This is a genomic window from Paraglaciecola sp. T6c (assembly GCF_000014225.1).
In the GTDB taxonomy this organism is placed as follows: domain Bacteria; phylum Pseudomonadota; class Gammaproteobacteria; order Enterobacterales; family Alteromonadaceae; genus Paraglaciecola; species Paraglaciecola atlantica_A.
In genome coordinates this window covers 3,118,418-3,132,036 of the sequence record NC_008228.1, presented here as the reverse complement: position 1 = coordinate 3,132,036, position 13,619 = coordinate 3,118,418, and the positions used below count along the sequence as shown (strand labels likewise).

Below are 13,619 nucleotides of genomic sequence, written 5' to 3'. Positions count from 1 at the left end.
GATGGTTAAATGAAACGTTTTACTTATAAACAACACGAACATTTTCAATATCCTACTACCACAAAATTGCGCGCCGTATTTTCAAAGAGAGTGCATTAATGTTTTGTTGGTATCGCTCAAAGATTGTCGCCTATAGCGCGTTCATTTTGCTGGTTTCGTGTGGGGGCATTAACTGCGTATCGGCGCAGTCAGGCGTACCTGAGCTGCCAGAATCATCCGTTAGAATAAGCGGCTTTGGCACACTTGGCTTGACCCACAGCAGTGGGCCTGACGGGTGGGGGTATCGGCGTGCAATTTCTCAGCCCCAAAATGATGGTGGAACGCGAGCAGACACCGACTCACGGTTAGGTGTTCAAATGAACTACGCACCTTCTGTGCAATTTGAGTTAGTCGGTCAGTTAGTTGCCACTCGTCGTTCTTCGTACGCCCCTTTGAGCGACAGCATCGAATGGGCATTTGCAGCTTATCGACCTCAAACAGATCTAACCTTTCGCATTGGACGGTTAAACATAGACGCTTTTTTGTTAGCAAATTACCGCAACGTGGGTTTTGCCTATCATTTTGCCCGACCGCCAGTGGACTTTTATGCGTCGTTACCCCATACACTAGATGGCGCGGACATCAGCAAAACGCTGCAATTTGATGACAGCCTATGGCGCTTTAAAGCCTATGGGGGAAAGTCTCGTAGTGGCGATTTGTCTGAAAACGCGCGTGTTGCAGTGAAACCCGTTGTGGGTATCACCACAACCAGAGAAACAAGTGAGTTAACATTAAGAGCTGGGGTAGCGTATTCTGGCTTGTCAGACAATCCCACTGTGTTGAAACCTATAATAACGGGTTTAGAAAGTATCAGTGCCATTGAAATACCCGAGGTAGCAGAACAAGCACGGCAATTACAAGCAAGGCTTGATAGCTCAAACGCCCACGTCGTTTATTACACACTTTCCGCACATTACGAGGTAAGTGACTGGTTGTGGACATTCGAAGTGACCAAGGTGACGGGTCACCCCTCTGCACATATGACAAGTGGATATGCGGGTGCGGGTAAACGCTTCGATGCGGTGACCCTGTTTGCCGGCGTTAGTTTAATCTCAAGCCCAAATTTGCCTAACTTTACACCAGAGTGGTCATCCGCATTGACAGCTGTGTTAGGTGAGTCTGAAGCTGAGAAAATACAACGATTAGGTTCTGCAGCAGAGTTTGCAATCAATAAATCTGGTGCAAACCAACAAAGTTACTCGGTTGGCGCGCGTTGGGATTTTCATTCTAACATGGCGTTAAAAATACAGTGGGATCATATTCAAATTGATCATTACGGAGGAAGGTTGTGGGCTAATGCCACTATGGCGTCAGGGAATGCAAATGTAACCACTGTCTTGCTTGATTTTATATTTTGATGATGTCTTTTAGAAGCGTTGTTCAATATTGCATGTTTGGCATCGCATTACTTATATGCACTCATGCCAGAGCAGATTTTTATATTGTGGCGCATTCAAGTAATCAACAGCAGTCATTAAGCCAGAAAGAAGCGGTCAACCTATTTATGGGCCGTAGTCGTGCCTTTGCAAATGGAGAGTTCGCATTGGTATTTGACTTGCCCAGAAGCAAGCCTGTTTCCGGTGCTTTTTACCGAGCGCTAACCGGTTTGAGCATGGCGCAAGTCAACAGTTATTGGTCGCGCTTAATGTTTTCTGGGCAAAACATGCCGCCGCAACCCTTGCCGAATGAACGTGCCATGATAGATATCATTAAGCGTAATCCCAGTGCGATAGGGTGGTTAACATCCGTACCCAAAGATGAAAACCTTCGTGTATTGCTCATACTCAAGGAGCTTTCTTGAGCAAAATCACGCGCAGTATTCGCTTCACTGGTTTTCAAATGCGCCTGCTATTGGTTATCGTTTTAGGGGCCAGTGTATTCTCAATAGGTGCAAGTGTTGCGGCTTACTATTTAGGGCAGCAAAAAGCGATTGAGACGAGTCTGGCGAGTTTGAATGATTTGACGCAAGCGGTTGAAAAAACCGTTGCTATAGGCGCTTACGCGTCAGACCTTGTGCTACTTGAAGAGGTCGTTGAAGGATTGGCCCGAAATTCTCTTGTTGCCCGTGTGGAAGTCTACTCCAATAACGGTCAAATTTTGCTGCAATCCGCTGAGGTTGAATCTGCCGCTAACATCGATTCGCTGCCAGCCAGATCACCCTACATTGAGCGAGCACTTTATTCACCCTTTGACGCTGAGGAGCGTATTGGTGCAATACGGATCTTTGCACAACCCGCACATATCGCTGCCGCGTCAAGAAAAGAGGCAATGACGTTAACGGTGATGATGATAATTCAAGCATCAGTGCTCGCGTTGTTGCTTTACGCTGTAGTGACGTTTTTAATATCTCGGCCAATCACCCAACTTGCCATATCGTTACGTGCTATGCGTCCTGGTACACATGAGCGCCTAGATATTCCTGCTCTTCATAAGCGCGATGAAGTGGGTATGTTAATGAGCAGCGCAAACGCGTTGCTAGATTCAAATGCGCAAGCGCTGGAACGAGAAAGGGAGCTTAGAGCTGATGTTGAAGCGTTAGAAACGCAATATCGTCAAATTTTCGATTCAAGCAGTGCGGGCATTTTTGTATTAGACGGAAACGGTAAACTGGTAAATAGCAATCCAACGGTAGCAAAGGTCATTGGTGTGCCGCTTTTTAGATTATTGGAATTGCAAAATGAGGATTTTGTTAAGCAGGTTTTTCACCACGCTGAAGAACTGCAAGCGATGCAAAAAGAAGCGACTGAAACCGGAGAAACGGTTTCCAAAGATCTTGAACTCATTCCTCGCAGTGGGAGGAGGCGTTGGGTGCACTGCCTTATTTCAGTTCATCAAGCCGCGTGGCGCAAAGACAATGTAGCGAGTCAAATAACAGAGGGCGTTATATACGATATCACTGAGCGTAAACGCGCTGAGACAGCTGCGCTATTCAAAGCAGAACACGACGCTCTCACTGGGCTTAAAAATCGAGCTGCTAGTTACGAGTTAATTGAACGTTTTCTAATGGAAAGTACACAGGAAAGTACTCCCCTTAGTATATTGGGTATCGATTTAGACGGATTTAAACAAATTAATGATAAATATGGTCATGAAGCAGGGGACAATGTATTGATCGCCTGCGCTCAACGAATGCAAGATGCTGTAAGGCGTTCCTCCGATATGGTTGGCCGGCTTGGAGGAGATGAATTTGTTGTGGTAATGCAAAACATTGGGCCGACGGATAAAACGTTATACATAACAGCAGATGCACTACTTGTAGCACTCGCAAAGCCCATAGAAATAAGAAACGGAATAAATGTCAGTATAGGAGCAAGCATAGGCATTGCCTGTGCTCCACTTCACGGAAATAAACGAAAAGGGCTTCTGGATATGGCTGATGCGGCCATGTACGAGGTTAAGCGAACAGGAAAAAACACCTATGCGATGGCAAAGTTAAACCATTAAAATGATGTGGATTTGTAAATGTGTATTTATTCAACGCGCTAAATCGGCTGCATGTGTCCTTAGCCGAAAGAGAAGGTTAATTAAGCCAGAGGTAATATTTTATTTAGCTAGTCGCAAGTCCCGTTACGGTCGGTCTTTTTTTTCGCCTATGGCTTTATCGTTGCCCTTGCAGATGGTGTCATAACCGTCTCGGTAGTAGCGTAAATTGACGCAGGCTTCTTCGTAGCGCTTTTTAGCGGTGATAGCCTGTTGCGGGTACTGTTTGTTATTCATGGTCTTGCGCCATTCATTGCATTGTTGCTCTTGGCGTTTTACTTCGAGAATATCTTCACAGGGTTTCTGTTTGTTTGCGCAACCTGAAAGGCCGAGAACGAGTGTGGTGCTAACAAGGAGGATTATTTTTTTCATGCTACCTCTACGTATTTCCCGAGATCACTTTTAAGTGATTCAAATTTTTGTTGGTGTGACTCAAGCATAACCATATTTTTCAAATGCCGATACATCTGTTTTAGTGCATTGATGGCACGGGTTTCGGGTTTCTTCATTTGCGCGATGAGTTTTAAATTGCATTGCAAAATATTCAGGGCCACACCCGTATTAACTGGGGCCACTTTTTGAGCTTGAGTAAACGCATTATGGGCCTCTTGATATCGCCCGCAGTTGTAATGCTCTATGCCTTGTTTATTGAAATTTAGGTAATCGCGTCTACGCTGGGCTGATTGTTCGACACTGCTTTTCAGCGCATACAAGGTCCCTTCATCCAGCTGTTTACCACTTTTCGCCAGGGTTTTGCTCAACCGTTCGGCATCGTCATATTCACCTAAATCCAGCATGACTTTTATGGAATCAGGTGCAAAGGCGCTAGGGTATTTTTCAAAGCGCACTGCAATTTGCTGCTGACATTCGCTCAAGGTACGTTTTGCTTCGAGTAAACGCCCATCTAAGTAGTTGATCCGCGCAGTGAGAATATTCTCGTAGATATTGTAATCAAAGTCTTCATCAATTCTGGCTAGGGCATCGTCGTGACGGTAGCGGGCAATCGCCGTCATCATTTCGTGCTGGTAACGGCTACGCAGATGTTTGTCGTCACAGTGTTCTGCGGCATCTAAAATACTGCGAAAGTATGAGCAAAGATGAGAGATATCCCGGTGAATTGATTTTTTAGACAGCTCCCATACATCCAAACTACGTAGCTTAACCATTTCATAATGCTGATTTTGTCGAGCAATTTTACATGCGGTCAGTTGTCGCTCCACTGAGTAAGGCGCAATCTCAATGGCACGTTCGATGGCGATTAAAGCGCTAGGGTAGTCATGTTGCAACAAGTAACATTGGGCCAAAATATCTTGGGCTTCAAAAAGCATGGGATTGCGTAAGGATACATCCTGCGCAAGGGCAATAGCGGCATCGTAATTGGTTAGGTACATATCTGTTTTTGCTAGCGCGATGCTTACCCAAGGCTGGGGTTTTTGCGCCAACAGTGGCGTCAGCATGTGTTTCGCCTGAGAATATTCCCCGGCTTTCCAGTAAAGTTCAGCCAATAGGCGGCAACATGTTTTAGCGTAGCGCGTGCCAGACATGATCAGCTTGCGACAGGCCGCTATGGCATCGGGCGTATTATTTTTTTGCATGGCATCATAAACCGAGCGCAGTGCGATACGTTTATGGTAGGCCTTTGACAGGCGCAAATTTAACTGGGCTTGGGAAAAAGGTTTAATCAAATAGTCATCAGGTTGGTGCTCGACACTGCTAAATACAACCGGACGGTCAGAATCTGCGCTGACTACCGCGAACACGGTTTCTGGTTTAACCAGATTTTTTTGTCTGGCTTCTTCTAAAAACTGATAACCATTCTTTTTGCCCGCCCCCAAATGTAGATCACAAATGATAAAATCGAATTTCTCTTTTTTACATGCAGCAAGCGCCGAATCGGCGTTTTGAACGGCTACAACAGATTGCGCCCCCATGTTGTTAACCACACCGCGCAGGAGTGTGAGAAAGGGGCGTTGGTCGTCCACAATCAATACACGTTTGTCAGAATAATTCATGATCTATCTACCTTTAGTGTCCGTTACATAAGGTGCTGGCTGGTGGTAATGCAATATATGTTTTATCTCAATTTTATCAAAAGGGTAAATAATTAACCTCTTTCACAGTGTATAAATTACACGTATTTAAGCAAAGTTAGTTATGTGATCTTATCCTTTAGTATGAGTTTTGTCGTGGATACCAGAATTTGCGCTGTCCAGATATCGCCGCTAACAGTAGGATGTGTGTTAATCTAGAGGCATAATTCGAGTTAGTTATTTATCATAAACGCATTGGAAAAAACCAATGATAAGAGAAGCTTAGGTGTTTGATTTTTGTATAGTAGGCGGCGGTATGGTCGGCGCAGCAACGGCATTAGGCTTAGCGCAAAAGGGATTCTCTGTGGCGTTAATTGAAACCAATATGCCAAAACCGTTCGAGGCAACTGACGAGCCTGATATGCGCGTGTCAGCCATCAGTGTCACCTCACAAGCGTTACTTGCGTCTTTAGGGGCGTGGCAACATATTGAAAGCATGCGTACGTGCACTTATCGGCGTTTGTCAGTGTGGGAGAACTCCTCAGGGCGCACTGATTTCGATAGCGCTGATATTCAAGCAGAGCGCCTTGGCTACATCATTGAAAATCGTATTTTACAGCTTGGCCTGCACGCAGCGTTATTGCAGTGCGAAAATGTGACTTGGTTTACCCAAAGTGAGATTACTAAGCTCGTCACTCATGGGTTCCCCGAGGTGCATTTTGCTGACCAGAGTCAATTGACCTGTAAATGGTTAATTGGGGCTGATGGTCTGCATTCTCGCGTGCGCACAGCAGCGAATATTGGTACCAAAGGATGGCAATATCGCCAGCAGGCGTTTGCTATTCAAATTATCACCCATGCTGCCCAGCAAGACATCACTTGGCAACAATTCATACCAACTGGACCTGTGGCCTTTTTGCCCATGTATGGGCAGTTTGCGTCACTGGTGTGGTACAACACCAGTGACAACATCAATCACTTAAAAGCATTATCTAAAACTGCACTCAAGCAGGAAATTAAAAAAGCGTTTCCAAATGAGTTAGTGGATTTTGATGTGCTAAAAACAGCCCGTTTTCCTTTGATGCGAATGCACGCGAATCAATACGTTAAGCACCGGGTCGTGCTGGTGGGTGATGCGGCTCATGCTATTAATCCGCTGGCTGGTCAAGGGGTCAACCTTGGTTTTAAAGATGTGGCTGCGTTACTTGATTGCATCGATGGGGATAACCCCTCAGCGGAAAATATCACGGCGTATGAAAGCAAGAGGCGCAATGATAATTTACTCATGATGAGTGCTATGGATGCAATATACAGCACATTTAAACAGCGCAACCCGTTAGTCAAAGCAGCGCGTAATATCGCTTTGAAACTGGCTAATAATGGCGGCGTAGTTAAACAGCAAGTCATGAAATATGCCATGGGGTTAGATTAAGCTGGCACAATGCTTTCATCATAAAAAACTGAACACCATTTTAGGAGAATAATAATGATAAAACGTCTACTGATACCCTTCGCACTGAGCGCGGTAGTGAGTGCTTGTTCTACTTCCCATGACCAAGGTGCTAGTGCTTTGCAAGCGCCGAATGCACAGCAAGCACAAAACGTGGTCAATACCCAGCGTAATCAAGCGCAGCTGCAAACCTTAGTGGAGCAGTACACTAAGCAGTTTTTGCGTTATGAGCCGCTATTATCCACCGCGATAGGTGTACCAGAATCCTTAGCGGGAGCGGGTTACAACAGGCGTTTTACCGATTTTTCTGCCATGGGCATGCGCAAGCTGCAAGACGATATGAATACGGCAGCCATGGCGGTGGCGAAAGTTGATAACAAGGGTTTCGCTCAAGATGAAAAGCGACATCAACAAATAGTGACTGACATTTTACGCTATTACGCTGGCTTCTCTGAATTTCACGGCGGTTACATTGACACATGGGCCGGGCATTTACCCTATATTATTAACCAGCTTTCAGGTCCGTTAATCGATGTTCCTAAAGTGATGCAAGTGCAGCAGCCTGTATCGAATTTTGAAGAAGCACAGGATTATATCGCGCGATTACAACACTTCGATTTTCTCGTTGCCGGTGTGGTTGAAAAATATAAAACGGATAAATTAAACGGTGTGCAATTACCGAAAAAGCTCTATCCAAAAACCTTAGCGTATTTTGAGAACTTTTTAGGCAGCCCGGTTGCTGAACATGCCTTAGTGACCTCGTTCGCCAAAAAACTTGAACAAACGCCCCTAAGCCAAGATGAACAAACCGCTTTGATTAAGCAGGCACAAGAGGCATTAACTAATGTGGTTTACCCTGCTTATCAAACCGTGAAAGACACTTTATTAGCGACCCAAGCGAACGCGCCTCAAGGGGATGGAATTTGGGCGCAGCCTAATGGCGACGCTATGTATCTGCACGAGGTGCGGTATTTAGGTGATTCAAGCATCACACCGGATGACATTCACCAGTTAGGGTTAGATGAAGTCGCGCGGATCAGCACTGAAATGGACACTATTTTGCGTGCTCAGGGTTACGACGAGGGGCCTGTTGGTGAGCGTATGGTTTTGCTGGCTGAGCAACCTGAATTTTTATATCAAGACAGTGACGAAGGGCGTGCGCAGCTATTAAATGATCTTAACGGACAAATAGCCGAAATAATGGCTAAAACTGATATGTATTATGGCGCTTTGCCGACGCAGAAGGTTGAGGTCAAGCGTATTCCTAAAGTCACCGAAGCAGGGGAAGCCGGTGGCTATTATTCCCAGCCATCATTAGATGGCGAGCGCCCAGGGATTTTTTGGATTAACCTTCGAGACATGTCAGCTGTCCCCAGCTTCTCGCTAAAAACACTGACTTACCATGAAGCTGTACCTGGGCATCATTTTCAGATTGCCCTTAACATGGCACAGCAAGATATAGGTCTACTTAGGCAGAACGCACCTTTTAATGCGTATGTGGAAGGTTGGGCGCTTTATTCCGAGCTAGTCGCCAAAGAAATGGGCATGTATGAAAATGATCCCTTTGGTGATTTAGGGCGCTTACAAGCAGAGCTATATCGTGCGGTGCGCTTAGTCGTGGATACTGGGCTGCACCGTAAAAAGTGGACGCGTGAACAAGCAATTGAATACTTTCATGAAACCACGGGCACGGGCATGACGGATGTGATCGCAGAAGTTGAGCGTTATATGGCGCTACCGGGCCAAGCCCTTGGTTACAAGCTCGGCATGCTGCAGTTTGTTGAGTTGCGCCAAATGGCTGAGCGAGAGCTGGGAAGTGAATTCGATTTGAAACGTTTTCATGATCTGTTGCTTTTACCCGGTGCCCGCCCCATGTCAGTAGTTAGAAGTGATGTCAAACGCTGGATTGCCAGTAATGGTGCGGGTTAACGCTCTTGGTATGAAGACCACTACAAATGAAAGTTAATAGCGATAAAGCTTGTTAAGCGCATCAATCGTTTTTAACTGCATGAGGAGAAACATTAATTGACAGTTTTAATTATTTTGGGCGTCTTGTTCATCGCCTTATTAATCGTTGTACCTTTGCTTGAACGTTCAAGCTTTAGAATATCCAACGAGCAAATGTCAAAAATGAGCCGTTGGATATTGCCATTGTTGGTTGTGATGGTCGTTATCCAGCTCATCATGCACTTTACCGCTAACTGACTTATTTGATACTCGCTACGGGATCACTAAACGGAAAAATTATGGCTTCGAAAATACTCTTTTTAGCGGGCAGTGCTCGCAAGGATTCACTCAATAAAAAATTGGCTAAAGTCGCGTATGAATTGGCGTTAGAGCAGGGCGCTGATGCGACATTTATCGACTTAAAAGACTTCCCCATGCCGATTTACGATGGTGACGATGAAGCCACCAATGGTTTACCTGAAAATGCAATTAAATTGAAACAGCTGTTTATTGAGCATTCAGGGGTGTTTATTGCGTCACCTGAATACAACAGCTCTTTCTCTGCATTACTTAAAAACAGCATTGATTGGATCTCACGCCCCCATGTTGAGAAGGAACGGCCGTTATCAGCCTTTACCGATAAAGTGGCTGCACTTGCGGCTACTTCCCCTGGCGCGCTTGGAGGGCTGCGTGGTTTAGTGCCGCTTCGGATGCTACTTGGCAATATTCAGGTGATGGTGATCCCTGAGCAATTGGCAATCGGTGGTGGAATGACAGCGTTTGATAATCAAGGAAAGCTCACAGATGAAAAGCAACAACGTGCCTTGGGATTAATTGTTGCTCGGCTAATTTCTGAAACATCGAATTAGTCTTGTAAGCACGCTAGACCGGTAAACGGGACAGTAAAAAGCCGCTGGACGTAACGTCACCGCGGCTTTTTACTGGTAATTTACTTGAGAAGGAAACAAACAAATCAGTCGCCTTGCAAGTGAATAAGTCTACTCGCTTTTGTCCCAAATACCTTTTTCGCTCTCGCCTTGAATTTCACAATCACCGGTGCGATATTCCATATTTTTTCCATTTTTGTGCTTGTCAAAATAGTCTTTACTAATGGCCACTATCGTTGGGGTAAGCATGACGATAGCAATAATGTTAATCACCGTCATCAAGCCCAGTGCCATATCAGCGGCAGCCCAAACTTCTGGTAAAGCGGCCATAGAGCCCCACAAAATCATCGCCAAATAACCTGTGGTATAACACGCTCTGCCGAGTTTATTATCAAGCTTGAACATATGCAGGTTACTTTCACCGTAAGCATAGTTTGCCACCACAGACGTAAAAGCAAATAAGCTGATAGCGGCTGCAACAAATTCTGTACCGCCACCACCTAAATGGCTACTCATGGCATTTTGGGTTAAACGGATCCCTTCCATCTGGTCGCTTGATGAACCGCCCGCAAGCAATATTACAAACGCAGTACAGGTACACAAAATCATGGTGTCGATAAACACCCCAAGCATTTGCACATAACCTTGTGAAACCGGATGATTCGGGTTCGGTGTGGCACTAGCCGCTGCATGAGGCACACTACCTGAGCCCGCTTCATTTGAATAAAGCCCCCGCTGTACACCATTTTTAAAGGCAGCGCCCAATGCACCTGCACCGGCTTCTTGCAAGCCAAAGGCTGACTTGATGATATCCATCAGCATCCCAGGGAGCATGTCGATGTTCATAATGGTCACGAATAAGGTGACCGCTACGTAGCCCACTGCCATAAAAGGAACAACCCACTCAGCGAAACGAGCAATAGCACGAAGCCCGCCCACTACGATAAGTGCCGCTAATCCGATGATGACTAACCCTGAGTGCAGGGTAGGGATATCGTAAGCGAAATTTAGCGCGTCAGTAATCGTGTTGGCTTGCACGGCACTGAAGATAAAGCCATAACCAAGGAACAAGAAGAGTGCGAAGGTAATAGCTAACCAACGTTTGTTTAATCCTTGTTGAATATAATAAGCGGGCCCACCACGATATTCGCCGTTATCATCACGTACCTTATAGAGTTGGCCTAAAACACTTTCGGCAAAGCCGGTTGCCATTCCAAGTAGAGCAATAACCCACATCCAAAATACAGCGCCAGCTCCGCCTAATGAAATCGCTACTGCGACACCTGCTAAGTTACCTGTACCCACCCGAGCGGATAAACTGGTACACAGCGCTTGAAAAGAACTGATCCCTGCTTTGTCACTTTTGTTACTGCCTTTCATGACACCGAACATGTGCGTAAAGTGGCGTAACTGAATAAAATTTAGTTTAAAGGTAAACCAAACTCCCGCAATGATAAGCAGGTAAATCAATACCTGACCATCACCCCATAATATATTGTTGATAAAACTGACAAGTTCAGAAATCAAAAGACGTTCCGTAATTTTTAATTATATGATGATTGGAATAAAGTGTGCCGCGTAAAGCCGGGTGTGTCTAGGTTCAAACGGGAAAAGGGCAGTAAAAAGGCAAGGAAAAAGACTGGAAAAGCTTAATTAAAATAAATTTGTCGCTCAAACGAAAAAAGCCAGACATTAGTCTGGCTTTTTAAGCATATACTGATGATATTAATCACTAAATATGGCTGGGATAGCTGGATTCGAACCAACGAATGACGGGATCAAAACCCGTTGCCTTACCACTTGGCGATATCCCAATAAAACAGATATCAACAATCTATTTATTGAAAAAATGGCTGGGATAGCTGGATTCGAACCAACGAATGACGGGATCAAAACCCGTTGCCTTACCACTTGGCGATATCCCAAACATGGTGCGGAAGGAGAGACTCGAACTCTCACGCCGTGAAGCACTGGAACCTAAATCCAGCGTGTCTACCAATTCCACCACTCCCGCACATTTTTTCCCTGTTTCTCTATTATAAACATAGTCAAACAGGAAATGGTGGCTACAGCGGGATTCGAACCTGCGACCCCATCATTATGAGTGATGTGCTCTAACCAACTGAGCTATGTAGCCATTCCTTCTCTCCCTCTCAGAAGAGGCGCGTATTATGCTGATTAGGCTTTTAGTCGTCAACCGTTTTTTTAAAGCAAAATGTTTGATTGCTCGCATAATAAACAGCTGGTGTGAATTTACTCTATTTGTGAGTAAAAAATTGGCAATATGAGTCTGTTTTTGTGTTTACTCTGGTTTAATAGATTTGTTTTTATAGAAATTGAGCCGCTAAAACCACACAATTCCTAACATTAACGGCGTCTTTTTGAGGAAACTAAATAAAATTTTCAATCGACTTTTCTTGTCTTAGTTAATTTAGAGGTATCTTTTTGCTAAAAAAACGTTTGGCAGATGCTGAATCAGTATTTTATGTCAAAGAGGTGTGGATGTTTCAGTGTTCTTTTACTTGAGATTTTACAAGAACCTTCTATCTGAACCTTTTTTGTAAATTTGCCCTTGATTGCGCAAGCTAAGCTCTGGCAACTTTAGATGGGACTGGTTTGGAAGGATCCCGCAGTATCATTTTCATTCCTGCCGATACAAGCACGCTAGCCGCCGTAAAAAGCTGTTGGCAATGAGTGCCTGTTTAGTGCGCATTTATTATCACGAAAGACGTTTATTTTAAGCCCCCTACATCCTATTAGATTCAAAAGTAATGACGAATGAACGATTGAGATGCAAAGTACCAGTGGTGTAATTAAAACGTCTGAAAGTGGCTCACAGCAGCAGGGATTAGTATTGGCTCAATGGGATGACAACGTCAGCGAAGCCTTATTGCGATTGATGCAGTTAATGGGAAACCCAACCGATACAGCCATCCTTGATGAAAGCCGTCTTCGAGAGCTTTATTGCGCTGTGTTAAGGGGAGAATAGGGGTCTTTAAGCAGGCGTGCTTTTGGGGCAGCAAACGAAATTGCTCATGCAATAGAATACTTATTCAATCACTTAGGGCTGAATGCCACTATTGATGATATTGCTACCAAAGTGGGCGATGTGAGTTCATATCAGTTCAGCCGGGAATTCGAACGTAGGTACAGGCAATCACCGAAACAGTGAGGCACACAAGGAATTGCTAACGGTGTGGCCGTTGTTTGTTACGCTACACGCAAACTCTAGACTCCCATCATCCCTCCACTAAGAAGTTAGACTCTATTCAATTTGTGTTAGCTCAACGTGCATAGCCTGTTAAGTGATATTAGCGAACGGCTTTAATGCCAATAGTAAAAAAGTAAAAGCCGTTTTCGTCAAAGTTATCGTTTGATTCACGCCACAGCCATAATCCAAGCTCAGGAATTTCATAGGTGTAACCGTTATCATGTGTGACTGGCGAGTGCCCTGTGAGTGCTTCGATTTTTGCTAATGCACTCTTCACCGGTAAGCTCAGAATAGACTCGCCTAATAAGGTGACATCGTATAGTTCACTGTAAGCAAATTCGATGGATTCAACTGCCGCTGGATCACCCTGGTAAGATACATGCAAATCGTTACGGTAAAAAGCGTCACTTGCTAGTTTGCGTTCAGGATACTTATTGATGGATTTGAAAGGCTGATTTAGGGTATTTAGTACTTGCTCTCTGGGGGCATCTAAAGGGATTTTCGTGGTGCCTAAAGACGGCTGTATATCAAATATAGGTTTCATTCGGCTTCTGTTTCTAGTCAATTTTTAGCTG

Annotated in this window: 12 protein-coding genes and 4 tRNA genes; 8 read left to right on the top strand and 8 right to left on the bottom strand. The window is 44.8% G+C overall.

The annotated features are described in order from the left end of the window. The first annotated feature begins 98 nt into the window (after window positions 1–98). From PATL_RS13230 to PATL_RS13220, 3 genes are read left to right on the top strand one after another with little or no spacing between them, the layout of a single operon-like run. Complete coding sequence (locus PATL_RS13230) at window positions 99–1,397, top strand: hypothetical protein (protein WP_011575361.1); 1,299 nt, start codon at window positions 99–101, stop codon at window positions 1,395–1,397. A gap of 32 nt (window positions 1,398–1,429) precedes the next feature. Next, window positions 1,430–1,840, top strand: coding sequence for a hypothetical protein (locus tag PATL_RS13225; protein ID WP_041713835.1), 411 nt, complete (start codon window positions 1,430–1,432; stop codon window positions 1,838–1,840). Next, a complete protein-coding gene (locus tag PATL_RS13220) occupies window positions 1,837–3,483 on the top strand; it encodes a diguanylate cyclase (protein WP_011575359.1) in 1,647 nt (548 codons plus the stop codon). Before PATL_RS13225 ends, PATL_RS13220 begins: the two co-directional genes overlap by 4 nt. A 123-nt stretch (window positions 3,484–3,606) precedes the next feature. On the opposite strand, the gene PATL_RS13215 is transcribed toward PATL_RS13220, so the two are convergent. Both PATL_RS13215 and PATL_RS13210 read right to left on the bottom strand, forming a co-directional pair. Continuing rightward, window positions 3,607–3,891: a hypothetical protein gene (locus tag PATL_RS13215; RefSeq protein WP_011575358.1), complete on the bottom strand. Its 285-nt coding sequence runs from the start codon at window positions 3,889–3,891 to the stop codon at window positions 3,607–3,609. Then, window positions 3,888–5,531: a response regulator gene (locus tag PATL_RS13210; RefSeq protein WP_011575357.1), complete on the bottom strand. Its 1,644-nt coding sequence runs from the start codon at window positions 5,529–5,531 to the stop codon at window positions 3,888–3,890. The genes PATL_RS13215 and PATL_RS13210 overlap by 4 nt, the downstream gene beginning before the upstream one ends. A gap of 304 nt (window positions 5,532–5,835) precedes the next feature. On the opposite strand from PATL_RS13210, the gene PATL_RS13205 reads away from it, so the two are divergent. The 4 genes from PATL_RS13205 (at window position 5,836) to PATL_RS13190 (ending at window position 9,815) form a co-directional block, all read left to right on the top strand. Then, window positions 5,836–6,981: an FAD-dependent oxidoreductase gene (locus tag PATL_RS13205; RefSeq protein WP_011575356.1), complete on the top strand. Its 1,146-nt coding sequence runs from the start codon at window positions 5,836–5,838 to the stop codon at window positions 6,979–6,981. Window positions 6,982–7,035: 54 nt separating this feature from the next. Further along, window positions 7,036–8,928, top strand: coding sequence for a DUF885 domain-containing protein (locus tag PATL_RS13200; protein WP_011575355.1), 1,893 nt, complete (start codon window positions 7,036–7,038; stop codon window positions 8,926–8,928). Window positions 8,929–9,024: 96 nt separating this feature from the next. Further along, window positions 9,025–9,204, top strand: coding sequence for a hypothetical protein (locus PATL_RS13195; RefSeq protein ID WP_041713833.1), 180 nt, complete (start codon window positions 9,025–9,027; stop codon window positions 9,202–9,204). 41 nt (window positions 9,205–9,245) lie between these two features. Further along, entirely contained in the window at window positions 9,246–9,815 is a 570-nt protein-coding gene (locus PATL_RS13190; RefSeq protein WP_011575354.1) for an NADPH-dependent FMN reductase, read from the top strand. A gap of 129 nt (window positions 9,816–9,944) precedes the next feature. On the opposite strand, the gene PATL_RS13185 is transcribed toward PATL_RS13190, so the two are convergent. From PATL_RS13185 to PATL_RS13165, 5 genes are all read right to left on the bottom strand, one after another. After that, the gene (locus PATL_RS13185) at window positions 9,945–11,360 is read right to left on the bottom strand and encodes an alanine/glycine:cation symporter family protein (protein ID WP_011575353.1); all 1,416 of its coding nucleotides are present in this window, start codon (window positions 11,358–11,360) and stop codon (window positions 9,945–9,947) included. A 212-nt stretch (window positions 11,361–11,572) separates the two neighbouring features. Beyond that, window positions 11,573–11,647 (bottom strand) — tRNA-Gln (locus PATL_RS13180). Window positions 11,648–11,683: 36 nt separating this feature from the next. Further along, window positions 11,684–11,758 (bottom strand) — tRNA-Gln (locus PATL_RS13175). A 4-nt stretch (window positions 11,759–11,762) separates the two neighbouring features. Beyond that, a tRNA-Leu gene (locus tag PATL_RS13170) sits at window positions 11,763–11,847 on the bottom strand. Window positions 11,848–11,893: 46 nt separating this feature from the next. Next, window positions 11,894–11,970: transfer RNA gene (locus PATL_RS13165), tRNA-Met, on the bottom strand. Between the two features lie 654 nt (window positions 11,971–12,624). Between PATL_RS13165 and PATL_RS22820 the strand changes: the two genes are divergently transcribed. Next, window positions 12,625–12,822, top strand: a complete 198-nt coding sequence (locus tag PATL_RS22820) for an AraC family transcriptional regulator N-terminal domain-containing protein (protein ID WP_049765893.1) — start codon at window positions 12,625–12,627, stop codon at window positions 12,820–12,822. A gap of 322 nt (window positions 12,823–13,144) precedes the next feature. Here the strand turns inward: PATL_RS22820 and PATL_RS13155 are convergent, their stop codons facing one another. After that, complete coding sequence (locus tag PATL_RS13155) at window positions 13,145–13,588, bottom strand: hypothetical protein (RefSeq protein WP_011575352.1); 444 nt, start codon at window positions 13,586–13,588, stop codon at window positions 13,145–13,147. Between the last annotated feature and the right edge of the window lie 31 nt (window positions 13,589–13,619).